Annotated in this window: 14 protein-coding genes; 8 read left to right on the top strand and 6 right to left on the bottom strand. The window is 38.1% G+C overall.

Annotation, left to right across the window (positions count from 1 at the left end):
• Positions 1-403 precede the first annotated feature (403 nt).
• Genes GGR10_RS03415 through dapF form a run of 4 tightly spaced genes read right to left on the bottom strand, consistent with a single transcriptional unit; the run spans position 404 to position 4465 of the window.
• Positions 404-1093, bottom strand: a complete 690-nt coding sequence (locus tag GGR10_RS03415; protein ID WP_182479929.1) for a septation protein A — start codon at positions 1091-1093, stop codon at positions 404-406.
• A complete protein-coding gene (ftsY, locus tag GGR10_RS03410) occupies positions 1090-2316 on the bottom strand; it encodes a signal recognition particle-docking protein FtsY (protein ID WP_182479928.1) in 1227 nt (408 codons plus the stop codon). Before ftsY ends, GGR10_RS03415 begins: the two co-directional genes overlap by 4 nt.
• 14 nt (positions 2317-2330) lie before the next feature.
• Entirely contained in the window at positions 2331-3614 is a 1284-nt protein-coding gene (gene mtaB / locus GGR10_RS03405) for a tRNA (N(6)-L-threonylcarbamoyladenosine(37)-C(2))-methylthiotransferase MtaB (RefSeq protein ID WP_182479927.1), read from the bottom strand.
• Positions 3614-4465 (bottom strand): diaminopimelate epimerase, encoded by an 852-nt coding sequence (dapF, locus tag GGR10_RS03400; protein ID WP_182479926.1) that lies wholly within the window; start codon positions 4463-4465, stop codon positions 3614-3616. The genes mtaB and dapF overlap by 1 nt, the downstream gene beginning before the upstream one ends.
• 310 nt (positions 4466-4775) lie before the next feature.
• Between dapF and GGR10_RS03395 the strand changes: the two genes are divergently transcribed.
• The 8 genes from GGR10_RS03395 to lpdA all read left to right on the top strand — a co-directional run bounded on the left by GGR10_RS03395 (position 4776) and on the right by lpdA (position 15785).
• Positions 4776-5303 carry an AprI/Inh family metalloprotease inhibitor gene (locus tag GGR10_RS03395; RefSeq protein WP_182479925.1) on the top strand — a complete coding sequence of 176 codons (528 nt, stop codon included), beginning with the start codon at positions 4776-4778 and terminating at the stop codon, positions 5301-5303.
• Between the two features lie 77 nt (positions 5304-5380).
• Positions 5381-6559 carry a cell division protein ZapE gene (gene zapE, locus GGR10_RS03390; RefSeq protein WP_182479924.1) on the top strand — a complete coding sequence of 393 codons (1179 nt, stop codon included), beginning with the start codon at positions 5381-5383 and terminating at the stop codon, positions 6557-6559.
• 273 nt (positions 6560-6832) lie between these two features.
• Positions 6833-7798: a malate dehydrogenase gene (mdh, locus tag GGR10_RS03385; protein ID WP_182479923.1), complete on the top strand. Its 966-nt coding sequence runs from the start codon at positions 6833-6835 to the stop codon at positions 7796-7798.
• An 82-nt stretch (positions 7799-7880) separates the two neighbouring features.
• Positions 7881-9077: an ADP-forming succinate--CoA ligase subunit beta gene (sucC, locus tag GGR10_RS03380; protein ID WP_182479922.1), complete on the top strand. Its 1197-nt coding sequence runs from the start codon at positions 7881-7883 to the stop codon at positions 9075-9077.
• A gap of 3 nt (positions 9078-9080) precedes the next feature.
• Positions 9081-9983 (top strand): succinate--CoA ligase subunit alpha, encoded by a 903-nt coding sequence (sucD, locus tag GGR10_RS03375; protein WP_010704443.1) that lies wholly within the window; start codon positions 9081-9083, stop codon positions 9981-9983.
• Positions 9984-10122: 139 nt separating this feature from the next.
• Complete coding sequence (locus tag GGR10_RS03370) at positions 10123-13113, top strand: 2-oxoglutarate dehydrogenase E1 component (RefSeq protein ID WP_182479921.1); 2991 nt, start codon at positions 10123-10125, stop codon at positions 13111-13113.
• A 33-nt stretch (positions 13114-13146) separates the two neighbouring features.
• Positions 13147-14346 (top strand): 2-oxoglutarate dehydrogenase complex dihydrolipoyllysine-residue succinyltransferase, encoded by a 1200-nt coding sequence (gene odhB, locus GGR10_RS03365; protein WP_182479920.1) that lies wholly within the window; start codon positions 13147-13149, stop codon positions 14344-14346.
• A gap of 32 nt (positions 14347-14378) precedes the next feature.
• On the top strand, positions 14379-15785 hold the full coding sequence (gene lpdA / locus GGR10_RS03360) for a dihydrolipoyl dehydrogenase (RefSeq protein WP_182479919.1): 1407 nt from the start codon (positions 14379-14381) through the stop codon (positions 15783-15785).
• Between the two features lie 134 nt (positions 15786-15919).
• On the opposite strand, the gene GGR10_RS03355 is transcribed toward lpdA, so the two are convergent.
• A complete protein-coding gene (locus GGR10_RS03355; RefSeq protein ID WP_182479918.1) occupies positions 15920-17158 on the bottom strand; it encodes a saccharopine dehydrogenase family protein in 1239 nt (412 codons plus the stop codon).
• A 52-nt stretch (positions 17159-17210) separates the two neighbouring features.
• Complete coding sequence (gene nspC, locus GGR10_RS03350; protein ID WP_182479917.1) at positions 17211-18308, bottom strand: carboxynorspermidine decarboxylase; 1098 nt, start codon at positions 18306-18308, stop codon at positions 17211-17213.
• Positions 18309-18469: the final 161 nt, after the last annotated feature.

The raw sequence follows: 18469 nt of genomic DNA, 5'->3' as shown, positions 1-18469 counted from the left end.
TTTTTCTTGTTCTAAAATCGTTAGTAGAATTATAGTATTGTTGCATTGTGACAAAAAAGATTTTTCCATTCTTTAGATGATAAATATGGCTCAGTAATTAATGCAAAAAGAGCGTTAATTTTAATATCTTTATGATTGTGATAAAAAGTATTTCATCAAAGAAACTAACAATCTTTCTTTAGATTTTAATATTTAATAATGCCTTTTTGAAAGAATATATACCAATGATAAGCTGGTATTATGGATTTCTTTGTCTTTAGAAAATCAAGTTAAATTATATTTTTTATGCATGAATAGGCTTATCAAAAAATTTTCCTATCAATAAATTGCTCGATTAACATAAATTTTTATTCATAAATAATACTGGGCAAGAATTTATAAAATCATTCAATGATAATAGATATTACTCTGCTTGAGAATTAGATTTATCCTTTTTTATCAAAGGGGTTGTTGAATATTTCATAATGATAGTTATTTGTGATAGCATAAATATGAGAGTTATGGACATAACACCAAATACTTTAAAACTAGCCCAGAAATTATCACTGAAGTTACGCCAAATGACTTCATTTAGAACAGCAAGAAAAACGAAAAAAAATGCCCACCGATAGGTCAATTTTTGCCATCCTGTATCGTTCATTTTAAGAGTAGAATCAAAAACATAACGCAATAATGGTTTTTTGAATAATAGGCCACCAAAAAGAATAAGCGCAAATAAACTATTGATGATTGTGGGTTTCATTTTGATAAAAGTGTCATTATGAAGCCAGAGAGTTAAAAACCCAAAGACCAGGACGAATATCCCTGAGATAAGTGGCACTATGGGAATTTTGCGCATAATGAACCATGATAAGCTTAAAGCAATAATAATCGCTATCATAAAAACAGCAGTTGCAGGAAAAATAGGTTTGTTAAAGCTTTTAAAGAGTCCAATATTATTAATTAGCCATTGCCCTTTATAATTGGCGAGAAAAAAAACAACTAATGGACCCATTTCTAAAAGAAGTTTAAGTGTTGGTGAGGATGTTTCTCGGCTGTTGTTTATATTTTTCAAATCGGGGTTGTTGGATGAATTAGATTTAGAATGTTTCATGAAGATTTTCCTACAATAGCTTTCGCAAAATCAGAAGCAGAAAAAGGTTCAAGATCCTCAATCTTTTCTCCTATACCGATAAAATAGACGGGTAATTTATATTTATTTGCAATGGCGATTAGAATTCCCCCTCGTGCAGTACCATCAAGTTTTGTCATAACTAAACCATTAACACCAGCAACATTATGGAAAATATCTACTTGATTGAGTGCATTTTGCCCGGTTGTTGCATCAAGCGTTTGAAGGACTGTGTGGGGTGCTTGAGGATTATGTTTCTTTAAAACACGAATAATTTTTGCTAATTCATCCATTAATTCACTTTTATTTTGTAGGCGTCCAGCGGTGTCGATGATTAAAACATCACTTTCTTCCTTTTTTGCTTTTTCATAAGCATCAAAAGCTAAACTAGCAGCATCTGCACCAAGTTTAGTTGAAATAACATTAGCTCCTGTACGTTCACCCCAAATATGTAATTGTTCAATGGCTGCAGCACGAAATGTATCACCAGCAGCCAACGTGATTTTCAACCCACCTTCTGCTAATTTAGCAGCTAATTTTCCAATAGTTGTTGTTTTTCCTGTTCCATTGACACCTACCAGCAAAATAACATGAGGTTTATGACTAAGATCAAGTTCCAGCGGGATAGCAACAGGTTCAAGAACTTTTTTGATTTCATCAGCCATGATGGTATAAAGATCATCTAGAGATAAATCTTTCTCATAACGGCTGGATGCTAAGATGTCGCTAATGCGTGTGGCTGTCTCTACACCAAGATCCGCTTGGATAAGAATATTTTCTAACTCTTGCAATGTGTCTTCATCAAGTTTCTTTTTGATAAAAAGTGCACCAAGGGAATCACTTAATTGCTGAGAAGAAAGAGATAATCCTTTTTTAAGACGCTCAAACCATGCCTCTTTTTGTTCAATAGGCAAGGAAGGTAGGTGTTCTTCAATTGTCTTTTCTTTAATTGTGTCAGTGACAATCACTTTTCCAGAAAGAGATTCAAAAGATGAAGATTCACTGTTCTGTGTTGGTGTTTCCCTTTGTTTTTCTTTTTCAATATGGGTATTTTCAGATGTAGAAGCGTGATTATTCTTTGTGGTTTGTTCAGCTGTATCAGCTGTAGAAGTTTCATGAGGAGTAGGAACTTGTTGTTTTTGTTTGATAGTTTGCTCTTTAGATTTACGGAAAGAGAATATTTTTTTGATAAAAGACTGTGTCATAAGAGCTTTCCTATTCAAGCTGCATTCCATTTAATATGTTCAGCAATTAATTTATTACCATCATGGCCAATAATAAGGGCTTTAATGATTGTTCCAGCTTTAGTACCTTTGATGTGTGTGAGTGTGTAATCTTCAGTTCGTCCAATTTCATCTTTTTCAACAAGGATTGTTTGTTGAGTGTTTTTTAAATGAGAAAGATGTTTTTGATAGGCTTTTTTTCCTGCATTACGGAGCTTTTCTGCACGAGTTTTTATTATTTCGCGGTTAACTTGAGGCATACGGGCAGCAGGTGTTCCTTCTCTTGGGCTAAAGGGAAAAACATGAAGATGCGTTAAATTACATTCATCGATCAAAGCTAAACTGTTTTGAAACATTTCTTCTGTTTCGGTTGGAAAACCAGCAATTAGATCGGCACCATAAACCATTGTAGGGCGTTTAGCGCGTAAGTCTTGACAAAACTGGATTGCGTTTTCACGCAAATGTCGCCGTTTCATTCGTTTTAGAATCATATTACTGCCAGCTTGTAAAGATAAATGCAGGTAGGGCATTATTCTTTTTTCATAAGCTAGGAGATCGATTAATTCTTGATCTATTTCAATAGAATCGATTGATGAAAGACGTAGTCGTGGTAAATCAGGGACATGATGCAAGATGGCTGAAACTAATTTTCCTAACGAGGCTTTTCCTGGCAAATCGGCACCATAACTTGTAAGGTCAACACCTGTGAGGACTATTTCTTGAACACCATTGCCTATAAACTTTTTAATTTGTTCAATGATAGTACCCATAGGAACTGAGCGTGATGGCCCACGGCTATAAGGAATAATGCAAAATGTACAGCGATGATCGCATCCATTTTGCACTTGTACAAAAACACGCGTACGGCCTTCTATTGCACCAACCATGTGGGGGGCAATGTTGCGCACCTCCATAATGTCATTAACACGCAATTTTTCATCGTGATTTATGCCAAAATCAGGAAATTGACGATAGGAATGGGTATGGAGTTTTTCTTCATTCCCTAAAACAAGATCCACTTCTGTCATAAGAGCAAAATTTTCTGCTTCTGTTTGAGCTGCGCATCCTGTAACAACAATACGGGCATGAGGATTTTCACGTTTAGCTTTACGGATAGCTTGTTTGGCTTGTCGCACTGCTTCAGCAGTAACAGCACAAGTGTTAAAGATAATGGCATCACCTTTGAGCTTATCAAGACCAGCAGAAGCACTTTTTTCACGAATGACTTCTGATTCATAACTATTAAGTCGACAACCAAATGTTACAATTTTTATAGCCATCAGGAATAATCCTTTTCATAAGCCCCTGTTAGGGGATCAAAAAGACCGTTGAATTCATATTCTGCCTGGCCTGTCATGATAATATGGTTATCTTCTCGATAATGAATAGCAAGTGTTCCTCCTGGTAGATTTACATCAATATGGCGTTCAGTTAATCCACGTCGGTAAGCGGCTACAGCACTAGCACAAGCAGCGCTCCCACATGCTTTTGTTAATCCAGCCCCCCGCTCCCACGTGCGTAAGGTTAGACTTTTTTGTGATGTTACAAAAGCAATAGAAATATTACACCGTTCTGGAAAAAGTAGGTCATGTTCAAGCTTTGGTCCATATTTTTCTAATGGAATAGATTGAATATTGTGATCGACGAAAAAAATAGCATGCAAATTTCCGACGGATACAAGGCAGGCATCCTGTAGGGGGCCGGCAGTTATTTTTACATGATTAGTATCGGCTATTTCGCGTGAAACAGGCATATCTTTTGCATTAAGATGTGGACACCCCATATCAACGCAAATAAGACCATTACTTTGGCGTTCACCTTCAACAATTCCGGCAGGTGTTTCTAATCGAAAGCTTTTATTAAGGGTGTGATTTGAGAGCCATTCGATAACACAACGTGTACCATTACCGCAGGCTTTTGCTATTGAACCATCAGCATTCCATATTTCGATGCGAAAGTCTGTATCATTTTGAATTGGTGGATGAATAGCCATAATTTGATCAAAATGTGTTTGGGGATCTACAGCTAGGGTAAGAATTGCTTGTGGTGTGATATTATGTGTGCTTTCACGCATATCAGCAACAATGATTTGATTTCCAAGACCATTCATTTTGCTGAAAGGTATCTTCATAAGATTTCTCTATTTTGAGTGGTAAATGATAAGCACAATAAGGCAATATATGACTGAAAATCTTTCAGATTACTAGTATTTGTTCAAGATAAAGCTAAATAAGAAGAGGCATTATTATTCGAGATTGATGATTTTCATCGCATTTCCATGTTTTTTGCCTTTATTTCACGAGTTTTTTTTATTTATTAATTTATCTTAATATAATGGTACATATAAATGGTAGTACACATATAAGAATGCTTTCACGTCTTTTGAGTACGTTTATTTATTATTATTTATGGAAGGCTATTATTATGGGAAGGAGTAAAATATGATCTTTTCAAGAGTTTCAGTTTTCATTGCACTATCAGCTATAACTATTTTAAGTGGTTGTTCAACATCCCGATTTGGGAATAATGGTAACACACAAGAGGTTATTTATCCTGTTCAGCAGATGTCGGAATCTGTAACAGAATCTGATCTTACAGAAATTGAAACGTCTGTTTCTTCAATGAGTGAGGGTGAATATCCTAGTAGTGAAATACAAGAAGCGAGTATTGAGCTACCAGGTAATACTGTTGATTTATTTCCTGCCAGTATTGCTGGTGTGTGGAATTTGTCTGTAAACGGTAAGGTTTGCCGAGTTGCGACCCCACAGACAAAATTTGGTCAAGGGTACCGTGCTGGTCCTTTACTTTGTCCAAAAATATTTTCTGGAGTTAAATCATGGGCTATCAAGGGAAAGAGATTATATTTCTATGATGACTCAGGGCACGCTGTAGCTGCTTTTTACTCCACCAATGGGAATTATTTTGAGGGGCGTACATTTGATAACCAGCCAGTTTTTTTAAGCCGTTGATAAAAAAGAAAGATTGTTCATAAATATGTGTGTGGATTTTTCTTTTACTGAAAATGATTTGCAAAGGGGACGCTTGGATGGTTTTAGTTTCGACGTGCTATGAAAGTTTAGTTTCCAAAGGAGAAATTAATTCGGATCCAGCTCAATTAGCTTTAATAAAATATTTTGATTGTTTGCTGCAAGAAATTTCGGCACAAAATACTTTTCAGTCTTGGGCATTTTGGCGTCGCTTTAAAAGAAAAAAACAACCCTGTTTACGTGTTTTTAAACAAAATGATAATCATGGTCGTATTCAGGGGCTATATATTTATGGTGAAGTAGGGCGTGGCAAAACCATGTTAATGGATTTGTTTTTCTCTTGTTTACCGCAAGGCAGTAAAAAACGCGCCCATTTCAATGATTTTATGGCTGATGTCCATGAACGTATCAAAATACATCGTCAGATGCTTAAAGATACAAAAGCTAAACAAGATGATCCTATTTTAGCTGTTGCAAAAGATCTTGCACAAGAAGCGCGCGTGCTTTGTTTTGATGAATTTAGTGTAACAGATATTGCAGATGCTATGGTACTCTACCGCCTTATTACGGCTTTGTTTGATCATGGGGTTATTTTCGTTGCCACTTCGAATGTTGCTCCTGATGATCTTTATCGTAATGGTTTGAATCGAGAGCTTTTTTTGCCTTTTATTCAAATTTTAAAGACCCATGTTAACGTTGTTAATCTTGATGCAAAAACAGATTATCGTCTTGAAAAGTCAGATCTACACCATGTGTATGTAACACCGTTAGGGCCTGCGGCAGATGCAAGTATGAATCAGGCATGGGAGTTTGTGCTGCAGGGTCAAAAAGAAGTGTCTGATACTCTATCTGTAAGGGGGCGCTTTGTTCATATTGCACGTTCTGGTGCAGGGTGTGTGCGCTTTGATTATCAAGATCTGTGTGCAAAACCTTTGGCGGTAGCTGAGTATTTAGCGTTAGGAGAGCGTTATCATACAATTTTTATTGATAATGTTCCGGTGATGGATGATACCCATCGCAATGAAACAAAACGGTTTATTTTGCTTATTGATACCCTTTATGAACGCCACATAAGACTGTTTATGTCGATGGCAGCAGGGCTTGAAGATTTATATCAAGGGTACTGGCAAACAACAGAAACATTTGAGTTTCAAAGAATACAATCACGTCTTTTTGAAATGCAAAGCCAAGACTATCTAGATATTTGGAAAAAACAGTTTTTGGATAAAATAAAATGATTATTACTTTGTCTTTAGATAAACTATAAAAATAATAGTTCTTTGAATTTAAAAGTATTGTAATAATCTATTGTATTTTTTTAAGATTCATCTTATCGGTAAAATGCAGTAAATTTCTAATTTTTGATTTATAGAGGGATTTTATGTCAATGAAGAGAGAAATGTGATTAATTTCATACTTTCCCATTTTTGATAAATTTAGGGGAAATATTCAATCTTATTGGCGCTGGGAATTTTGCGCTTGGTTATCTGATAAAAATTGAGAAAGAAAAAATGGCACGAAAGAAAATAGCTCTTATTGGCTCCGGTATGATTGGGGGTACTTTAGCACATATGATTGGGCTTAAAGAACTTGGTGATGTCGTCTTGTTTGATATTATGGAGGGAATGCCGCAGGGTAAAGCTCTCGATATAGCTGAATCTTCACCGGTTGATGGTTTTGATGTCAATTTAACAGGTTCTAATGCTTATGAAGCAATTGAAGGAGCTGATGTTATTATTGTAACTGCAGGTGTTGCGCGCAAGCCTGGTATGAGTCGTGATGACCTTTTAGGGATTAATCTAAAAGTTATGGAACAGGTTGGTGCAGGAATTAAAAAATATGCACCTTCAGCGTTTGTTATCTGTATTACAAATCCTCTTGATGTGATGGTTTGGGCGTTACAGAAATTTTCAGGTCTTCCAGTGCAAAAAGTTGTTGGTATGGCCGGTGTTCTTGATTCGGCGCGGTTTCGTTATTTCTTGTCTGAAGAATTTAACGTTTCTGTTAAGGATGTAACAGCGTTTGTTTTAGGGGGGCATGGTGATTCGATGGTGCCTTTGGTGCGCTATTCGACTGTTGGTGGTATTCCTTTGCCTGATCTTGTTAAGATGGGTTGGACAACTCAAGAAAAACTTGATCAAATTGTTCAACGTACACGTGATGGCGGTGCAGAAATTGTGAGTTTGCTCAAAACAGGTTCTGCTTTTTATGCACCAGCTTCTTCTGCCGTTTCTATGGCTGAAGCTTATTTGAAAGATACTAAGCGTGTTGTTCCTGTTGCTGCTTATCTTTCAGGTGAATATGGCATCAAAGATATGTATGTTGGTGTTCCTGTTGTTATTGGTGCTGGTGGTGTTGAAAGAGTGGTTGAAATTGATCTTAATAGGGATGAAAAAGATGCTTTCGAAAAGTCAGTCGACGCAGTGCAAAAGCTCTGTGAGGCTTGCGTTTCTATTGCACCTAATCTTAAAAAATAAAGCTCAATTCTACGCTTAAAATTAATATGTTTTAAGTGTTTGAGGGTTGATTTAGTGGTCCATAAAAGAAAAGGGAAAACGAATGAATATTCATGAGTATCAAGCCAAACGTATACTTCACGAATATGGTGCACCAATTGCAAACGGTGTGGCTGTTTATTCTGTAGAACAAGCTGAAAAGTGGGCGAAAAAATTACCGGGACCACTTTACGTGGTAAAAAGTCAAATTCACGCTGGAGGTCGTGGTAAGGGGAAGTTCAAAGAACTTGGTCCTGACGCAAAGGGTGGTGTTCGGCTTGCACAATCGGTTGAAGAGGTTGTTGCTAATGTAAAAGAAATGCTTGGTAAAACTTTGGTAACCAAACAAACAGGTGCAGAAGGTAAGCAGGTTAACCGTCTTTATATTGAAGATGGTGCTGACATTGAAAGAGAGCTTTACCTTTCACTTTTAGTTGATCGTACGGTTGGTCAGGTTGTTTTTGTCGTGTCAACAGAAGGGGGCATGGACATTGAGACGGTTGCTGAAGAAACACCCGAAAAGATACTCACTCTTCCTATTGATTGCGCAAAGGGTGTTACCTCTGTAGATTGCACGAAGCTTTGTGATGCATTAGATTTGCATGATAGTGCGCGTGAAGATGGCGAAAAACTCTTTCCTATTCTTTATAAAGCTTTTTGTGAAAAGGATATGAGTCTTCTTGAAATCAATCCACTTATTGTTATGAAAGATGGTCATTTGCGTGTTCTTGATGCGAAAGTTTCTTTTGATAATAATGCTTTGTTTCGTCATCCAGATATTTTAGAGTTACGTGATGTTTCAGAAGAGGATCCAAAAGAGATCGAAGCATCAAAGCATGACCTTGCTTATATCGCTCTTGATGGTACGATTGGCTGCATGGTAAATGGTGCAGGTCTTGCTATGGCAACGATGGATATTATCAAACTTTATGGAGCTGAGCCAGCCAATTTCCTTGATGTTGGTGGTGGTGCTTCAAAAGAAAAAGTTACTTCTGCTTTTAAAATTATTACCGCTGATCCGAATGTTAAAGGCATTTTGGTCAATATTTTTGGTGGAATTATGCGCTGTGATGTTATTGCTGAAGGTGTCGTTGCTGCTGTTAAGGATGTTGGTTTGAAAGTTCCTTTAGTTGTTCGTCTTGAAGGCACCAATGTTGAGCGCGGTAAAGAAATTATCGATAATAGTGGTTTGAATGTTATTTCTGCTGATGATTTAGATGATGCTGCTCAGAAAATTGTTACAGCCGTGAAGGAAGCTTAAGTTATGTCGATTCTTGTCAATAAAAATACAAAAGTTTTAGTTCAAGGGCTTACAGGGAAAACGGGAACGTTTCACACAGAACAGGCACTTGCTTATCATGGTACGCAAATGGTTGGTGGTATTAACCCTAAAAAAGGGGGTGAAACGTGGGAAGGGTCAAAAGGAGAAACTCTCCCTATTTTTGCCAGTGTTGCAGAGGGTAAAGAAAAAACGGGTGCTGATGCTTCTGTTATTTATGTGCCCCCTGCAGGTGCTGCGGCAGCTATTATAGAGGCTATAGAAGCTGAGATCGGTTTAATTGTCTGTATTACAGAAGGCATACCGGTTATGGATATGGTTGAAGTTAAGGCTAAATTAGAACAGTCACAATCACGCTTAATTGGCCCTAATTGTCCTGGTATTCTCACGCCTAATGAATGTAAGATCGGTATTATGCCTGGTTCTATTTTTAAGAAGGGTTCTGTTGGTATTGTTTCACGGTCGGGAACTTTAACCTATGAAGCAGTGTTTCAAACGAGTCGTGAAGATCTTGGGCAGACAACTGCTATTGGTATTGGAGGTGATCCTGTTAAGGGGACTGAATTTATCGATGTATTGGAAATGTTTTTGGCTGATGATGAAACCGAGTCTATTGTTATGATCGGAGAAATTGGTGGTTCCGCTGAAGAAGAAGCGGCACAATTTATCAAAGACGAAGCCAAAAAAGGCCGTAAAAAACCGATGGTTGGTTTTATTGCTGGTCGTACAGCCCCTCCAGGGCGTACGATGGGGCATGCTGGAGCGGTGATTTCTGGTGGTAAAGGTGGTGCAGAAGATAAGATTTCTGCAATGGAATCTGCTGGAATTCGTGTTTCTCCTTCACCGTCACAAATTGGTAAGACTTTGGTTTCAGTTTTGAAGGGATAAAAGAAAGTTTTATCTGGGTGGGTCTTTGTATCCATCCAGATAAACCGAAAAGTAAAATTTTTTTTACAATGTCCCGATTCTTAGTTAAAAGTAATGTGGGTATATTAAGGAGACGGAACGAGATGTTCCGGGAAGATATATGACAAGGCAGAATGAGATAAATGGTCTTTTTGCGCAAACGTCGTTTCTGTATGGTGGGAATGCAGATTATATAGATCAGCTTTATGCCGAATACGAAAAAAATCCCACGAATGTGGATGAGCAATGGCGTGATTTTTTTGAGAGTTTTCAAGACAGTAAAGAAGATGTTCTTAAAAATGCTGAAGGGGCAACATGGCAGCGTGACCATTGGCCGTTAAAGGCAAGTGGAGAATTGGTTTGTGCTTTAGATGGTGATTGGTCTGCCCTTGAAAAGCATTTAGGTGATAAGTTAAAGGCAAAAGCCGCTGTGCAAAAAGGGGCGGCTTCTAGCAAACAAGATATTGTTCAAGCAACTCGAGATTCTATTCAAGCCCTTATGATGATCCGTGCTTATCGGACACATGGGCATCTTCGTGCGCGGCTTGATCCGCTCCAGTTGGCAGAAAAACCTGAGGATTATAAAGAACTATCTCCAGAAACTTATGGTTTTAGTTCTGCAGATTATGAACGCCCGATTTTTATTGATAATGTGTTAGGGTTAGAATACGCAACCATTCCACAAATGCTTGAGATTCTTAACCGTGTTTACTGTTCAACAATTGGTGCAGAATATATGCATATTTCTGATCCCGCTCAAAGAGTGTGGATTCAAGAGCGTATTGAGGGATCAGGTAAGCAGAGTGCTTTCACACAGGAAGATAAAAAAGCTATTCTTAACAAGCTTATAGAAGCAGAAGGTTTTGAACAGTTTTTAGATACAAAATATAAAGGTGCAAAGCGTTTTGGTCTTGATGGTGGTGAGGCACTTATTCCTGCTCTTGAACAAATTATTAAGTGTGGAAATGCTTTAGGTGTGCAAGAGGTTCTTGTTGGAATGGCTCACCGTGGCCGTTTAAATGTTCTTTCACAAGTTCTGGCAAAACCGCACCGGGCTATTTTCCATGAATTTAAAGGTGGTTCTTATAAGCCTGATGATGTGGCGGGATCGGGTGATGTAAAATATCACTTAGGAGCTTCAGTTGACCGTGAAATTAATGGTCAAAAAGTTCATTTATCGCTTTTACCTAATCCATCTCATCTTGAAATTATTGATCCGGTTGTTATTGGGAAAGCGCGCGCTAAACAAGATCAACTTGTTGGCCCTGCACGCACTGACGTTATTCCGTTAAGTGAGCGTTCAAAAGTAATGCCTGTGTTAATTCATGGTGATGCAGCTTTTGCAGGGCAAGGCGTTCTTCAGGAAACTTTTGGTCTTTCAGGTTTAAAAGGTTATAGTGTTGCGGGCTCTATCCATGTAATTGTCAATAATCAGATTGGATTTACAACTAATCCGCGCTTTTCACGCTCTTCATCTTATTCATCGGATATTGCGAAGATGATTGGTGCACCAATTTTTCATGTTAATGGTGATGATCCTGAAGCGGTTGTTTTTGCAGCAAAAATAGCAACAGAGTTCCGTCAAACTTTTCATAAGCCGGTGGTGATTGATATGTTCTGTTATCGCCGTTATGGACACAATGAAGGCGATGAACCTTCTTTTACGCAACCTCTTATGTATAAAGCAATTCGTAACCACAAGACGACAGTTCAACTTTATAGTGACCAGTTGGTAGCACAAGGAGTTATTGGTTTAGAAGAAATTGAGCGCCAAAAGAAAGAATGGCGCGATAAGCTTGAGATTGAATTTGAAGCAGGTGCTTCTTATAATCCCGATAAAGCTGATTGGCTTGATGGAAATTGGTCAGGTTTGAAAGCGGCTGGTGATGCTGAAGAACAGTGTTGTGGTGCAACAGGCGTTGAGTTGAAAACTTTAAAGGAAATTGGGCAAAAGCTTGTCGAGGTTCCATCAAGTTTTCATGTCCATAAAACTATTCAGCGTTTTTTAAACAATCGTGCTAAAATGTTTGAGATCGGTGAGGGAATTGATTGGGCAACAGCTGAGGCTTTGGCTTTTGGTTCACTTTGTTTAGAGGGAACACCAATTCGTCTTTCTGGTGAAGATGTTGAACGTGGGACCTTTTCGCAACGTCACTCAGTTCTTTATGACCAAGAAAATGAAACACGTTATATTCCTTTGAATAATTTACAAAAAGAGCAAGCACTTTATGAAGTTGTAAATTCCATGCTCTCTGAGGAAGCAGTTCTTGGTTTTGAGTATGGATATTCACTTGCTGAGCCACGTGGTTTAACGCTTTGGGAAGCACAATTTGGTGATTTTGCTAATGGTGCACAGGTCATTTTTGATCAATTTATTTCATCTGCAGAGCATAAATGGCTTCGTATGTCTGGTCTTGTCTGTTTGTTACCTCATGGTTTTGAGGGGCAAGGGCCAGAGCACTCTTCGGCACGTTTGGAGCGTTATCTTCAACTTTGTGCGGAGGATAATATGCAGGTTGCTAATTGTACAACTCCTGCAAATTATTTTCATATTTTACGGAGACAAATTAAACGCGATTTCCGGAAACCATTGATTTTGATGACGCCTAAATCACTTTTGCGTCATAAACGGGCGGTCTCTTCTTTAAGCGAAATGGGGCCAAAAACGAATTTCCACCATTTATTGCTTGATGATGCGCAATGTCTTAAAGATTCTGCGATTAAGTTGCAAAAAGATGATAAGATCCGCCGTGTTGTTCTTTGTACGGGTAAGGTTTATTATGATCTTTATGAGGAGCGTGAAAAAAGGGGAATTGATAATGTTTATTTGCTTCGCGTTGAACAGCTTTATCCTTTTCCAGCGAAAGCTTTAGCGGATGTACTGTCACGCTTTTTACAAGCTGAAATTGTTTGGTGCCAGGAAGAACCCAAAAATATGGGAGCGTGGTCGTTTATTGAGCCTTACTTGGAGCAGGTTTTAACCCGTATTAATGCAAAATATTCACGTGCGCGTTATGCTGGGCGCCCTGCGAGTGCATCGCCAGCTGCTGGATTAATGTCTAAACATCTTGAACAACTTGCCGCGTTTCTTGAAGACGCGTTGGGTTCTTAACTTAATTATTACTCTGACGTATGGAAAAATATTATGGCTAGTGAAATCCGTGTTCCTACTTTGGGCGAATCGGTTACTGAAGCAACAATTGGCAAATGGTTTAAACAGTGTGGTGAAGCCGTTGCTGTAGATGAGCCTTTGGTTGAATTGGAAACTGATAAAGTAACGGTTGAAGTTCCTGCACCTGTTGCAGGGAAATTATCAGAAATTCTTGCAAAAGAAGGTGATACAGTTGAAGTGAATGCTCTTTTAGGGTTGATTGAAGCGGGAGCTGCTGGTGCTTCGTCATCGTCTGCATCTTCTCTTTCTGCACCAAGTCCGGTTGCAGCATCTGGACCGGCTTCATCTTCTTTGGGTGGTGGTGCAATGCCTCCTGCTCCTTCGGCAGCAAAGTTGATGGCTGAAAATAATATTGAAAAAGATAAAATTTCAGGTTCTGGCAAACGCGGACAGATTCTCAAAGGAGATGTTCTTGATGCGTTAACGCAAAAAACAGGAGCAGGTGCTTCTGTGTCGGTTTCTTCATCTAATGAAATGCGTGAAGAGCGCGTTCGTATGACAAAATTACGTCAAACAATTGCTCGTCGTCTTAAGGATGCACAAAATACAGCAGCTATGTTAACGACATTTAATGAAGTTGATATGTCTGCAGTAATGGATTTGCGTAAGCGTTATAAAGATCTTTTTGAAAAGAAACACAATGTTAAGCTTGGTTTTATGGGTTTTTTTACCAAAGCTGTTTGCCACGCATTAAAAGAACTTCCTGCAGTTAATGCTGAAATTGATGGGACGGATATTGTTTATAAAAACTATGTCAATGCTGGAATTGCGGTTGGAACAGATAAAGGGCTTGTTGTTCCGGTGGTTCGTGACGCAGACCAAATGTCAATTTCAGAGATTGAAAAAGAAATTGGCCGTTTAGGGCGCCTTGCTCGTGAGGGAAAATTGGCGGTTTCTGATATGCAGGGTGGGACATTTACTATTACCAATGGTGGTGTTTATGGGTCATTAATGTCGACGCCAATTTTAAATGCACCACAGTCTGGTATTTTAGGAATGCATGCGATTAAAGAGCGTGCAATGGTTGTTGGAGGGCAAGTTGTGATCCGCCCAATGATGTATTTAGCGCTTTCTTATGATCACCGTATTGTCGATGGGCAAGAGGCTGTAACTTTCCTTGTACGTGTCAAGGAAAGTTTAGAAGATCCGGAACGTCTTGTTCTTGATTTGTAGAAGTGCAGTTTTGGGGATGAAAGGAAAAACGAATGTCTTATGATGTTGTTGTGATTGGAGCGGGCCCAGGTGGTTACGTTGCAGCGATTAAAGCGGCACAATTAGGTCTTAAAGTCGCGATTGTTGAAAAACGTGCGACATTGGGTGGTACCTGTCTCAATGTTGGTTGTATCCCTTCTAAGGCATTGTTACATGCTTCAGAGGTATTTGCTGAAACGCAGCATGGTTTTGAAGAACTTGGTGTTTCTGTCTCCAAACCTAAGCTTAATCTTAAAAAGATGATGGAGCATAAAGAAACCGTTATAACGGCTAATACGAGTGGTATTTCTTTTTTGATGAAGAAAAATAAAATTGATACTTTTTTTGGTACAGCAAAGATTTTAAATGCAGGCCAAATTGAAATTACCGCTAAGGATGGTAGCCAACAAACAATTGCAACAAAAAATATTGTTATTGCTACAGGTTCAGATAACTCAAGTATTCCAGGTGTCAATGTTGAAATTGATGAAAAGGTTATTGTATCTTCCACAGGAGCACTTGCGCTTGAAAAAGTTCCAACACGTATGGTTGTTGTGGGTGCAGGTGTTATTGGTTCAGAACTTGGTTCAGTGTGGAGCCGTTTGGGTGCAAAGGTTACTGTTGTTGAATTTCTTGATAAAGTTTTAGGATCAATGGATGGTGAAATTTCGCGTCAGTTCCAAAAATTGATGGAAAAACAAGGAATTGAATATAAACTTGGTGCGAAAGTTAAAGCTGTTACTAAATCTAAATCAACTGCTAAGGTGGTTTTTGAGCCTGTTAAAGGTGGTACAGAAGAAGTTTTGGAAGCAGATGTTGTTTTGATTGCAACTGGGCGTCATCCGTATGTTGAGGGTCTTGGTTTAGCAGAGGTGGGTGTTCAGTTAGATGGGCGTGGTTGTGTTGTAACTGATCAGCATTGGCAAACCAATATTCCAGGAATTTATGCAATTGGTGATGTCATTAAAGGCCCGATGTTAGCGCACAAAGCTGAGGAAGAGGGCATCGCTGTGGCTGAAATTTTGGCAGGTCAAAAAGGTCATGTTAATTTTGATGTTATTCCTGGTGTTGTTTATACGCAGCCAGAAATTGCCAGTGTAGGTAAGACAGAAGAAGAGCTTAAGGCTGCCGGCATTGACTATAGTGTTGGGAAATTTCCTTTTATGGCTAATGGACGTGCACGCGCGATGCAAAAAAGTGATGGTTTTGTTAAGATTCTTGCTGATAAAAAGACAGACCGAGTATTGGGTGGACACATTCTCGGATTTGGTGCAGGTGAGATGATTCATGAAATTGCGGTTTTGATGGAATTTGGTGGCTCATCAGAAGATTTGAGCCGTTGTTGCCACGCACACCCCACTTTATCAGAAGCGGTACGAGAAGCAGCTTTAGCGACATTTTCTAAGCCACTTCATACTTAAGAAAATTTTTAAAAAAGTTTTATGATGTTTCTTGAAAGAGACATCTGTTTTACAGATTAATTTGTACCTTATGGTTTTATTAACCGCCTCTTTAAAAAAGGGGCGGTTTTTTTATATTTTAGCATATTGATGGATTAAAATTGTAATTGTTTATCTTCTTGTTTTTCTCTTATACAGGTTGGAAGTCCCATATGATCAAGTTGTTTAAGGAAGGGGAGTGGTGGTAGTTCTTCTACATTAACCATGGTTTTCACATCCCATATTCCTGTGGCGATAAGAATGGCAGCAGCTGCTGCAGGTACACCGGCTGTATAGGAAATCCCTTGTGCGCCTGTTTCATTGAAAGCTTGTTTATGATCAGCTACATTATAAATAAAAACTTCTCTTGGAGTTCCGTTTTTTATGCCTTTAATGAAGTCTCCAATACAGGTTTTTCCTGTATAGTTTGGCGCTAGAGAAGCTGGGTCAGGCAAGACAGCTTTTACGACTTTCAAAGGAACAACTTCTTGACCTTCTGCTGTTTTAATAACCTGTTCTGATAAAAGTCCAAGATTTTTTAAAACGGTAAAAACATTAATATAGAGTTCACTAAAACCCATCCAAAAACGAATATTTTGAACATCGAGATTTTTGGATAACGAATGAATTTCATCATGCCCTGTCATGTAAGCCTTTTGTTTTCCAACAACTGGTAGATCCCATTCATGGTTGATTTCAAACATTTGATTGGAAACCCACTTTTTATTTTGCCATGACCATACTTGCCCTGTAAATTCTCGAAAATTGATTTCTGGATCAAAATTGGTTGCAAACCAACGTCCATGTTTTCCAGCGTTAATATCAATAATATCAATGTCAGAAATTGTGTCAAAATAAGTATCATGTGCTAACGCTGCATAAGCATTAACAACACCAGGGTCGAAACCTGCGCCTAAAATAGCCGTTATACCTGCTTGTTCACATTCTTTACGTCTGGGCCATTCGTAATTGTTGTACCAAGGTGGTGTTTCACAAATTTTTAAAGGGTCTTCATGAATCGCAGTATCAATATAAGCGCATTTTGTTTTGATACAGGCTGAAAGAACAGACATATTCAAAAAAGGAGAACCAACATTGATAACAATCTCACATTTGGTCTGTTGAATAAGCTTTACAGTTTCTTCGATGTTCATTGCATTAAGCATATGGCTTTTAAGAACACCTGCTACTTTCATTGCTTTTTTATCTTTAATGGAAGCAATTATTGCCTCACATTTTTTGAGTGTTCGTGAAGCGATATGAATTTCTCCAAGTATATCGTTGTTTTGAGCGCATTTATGCGCGACAACTTGTGCAACACCGCCAGCACCAATAATGAGAACATTTTTTTTCATTGTAGTTGGTCTCCTTTTTAATATCGCTGCATAATTTTATATGTTATTTTGATTATGAAAGACTGTTTTTATAGTCATTATAGTTGAATTGACGTTGAATGGTTAGATTTCCATTGCATTCTTTAATAACAATGGCTGGCATCGCAACGCCATTAAACCAGTTTTTCTTAACCATTGTATAGCCTGCGGCATCTTGAAAAGACAGTCTGTCGCCTATTTTAAGTAATTCAGGAAATTGGAATGTTCCAAAAATATCGCCAGCAAGACAAGACTTTCCGCAAACCATGATTTCATGTGATCCTTGATTTGGTTCTAATTTTGCATTTTCACGATAAATGAGAAGATCGAGCATATGTGCTTCAATTGAGCTATCAACAATAGCGAGGTTTTTTTCATTATACAGTGTATCCAGAACACTAACTTCTAATGTGGTACTTTTTGTGATAGCAGCTTCCCCTGGTTCCAGAAAAACGGTTACATTATAAGTTTGAGAAAAACGTTTTAAACGTTCTGCAAGAGCTTCTAGAGGATAATTATCAGCAGTAAAATGAATTCCACCACCAAGACTAATCCAATCAACAGCGATGAAGAGTTTTTTAAATTTTTCTTCAATATGATTAAGCATTTGGTTGAAGAGATTAAAATCAGCATTTTCACAATTATTGTGGATCATTAAGCCATTTATAAGGGGTAAGACTTCTTCGATTGCACTTTGGTTGGTTTCACCCAAACGGCTAAAAGGGCGAGAGGGATTTGCAAGATCAAAATTTGATGCACTAATACCTGGATTTAGCCTTAATCCTCGTTGAATAGTTTTGGTAGTGCTCGCAAAACGTTGGAGTTGTTGAATTGAATTAAAGATAATTTTGTCTGCATAAGTACATACTTCATCAATTTCATCATCTGCCCAAGCAACCGAATAGGCATGAGTTTCTTTTCCAAATTTTTCTCTTCCTAAGCGTAATTCATAAAGAGATGATGAGGTACTTCCATCCATATATTCAGACATGAAATCAAATACACTCCATGTTGCAAAACATTTCAAAGCCAGCAAGACTTTTATTCCCGACATTTCTCGTAAACGAGCAATAATTTCCATATTCTTTATGAGTTTGGATTTATCTATAAGATAATAAGGGGTTTTAATCATTGCTCATCCATTCTCTTTTGAAGAATCTTATGAAGAATCTTATTATTTCTACCGATGTTTAGTACCTATAGAAATAGGATGTCTCAAGGGAAAAAGTATCATAAAGGAAAATCTGCTATATCTAGTTATAAAAAGATGATCTATTATCTCATATTGTTTTA

It is taken from the genome of Bartonella chomelii, from assembly GCF_014138465.1.
Classification (GTDB): domain Bacteria; phylum Pseudomonadota; class Alphaproteobacteria; order Rhizobiales; family Rhizobiaceae; genus Bartonella; species Bartonella schoenbuchensis.
Note: the sequence above shows the minus strand (reverse complement) of the source record. Positions and strands in the feature narration are given on the sequence as shown.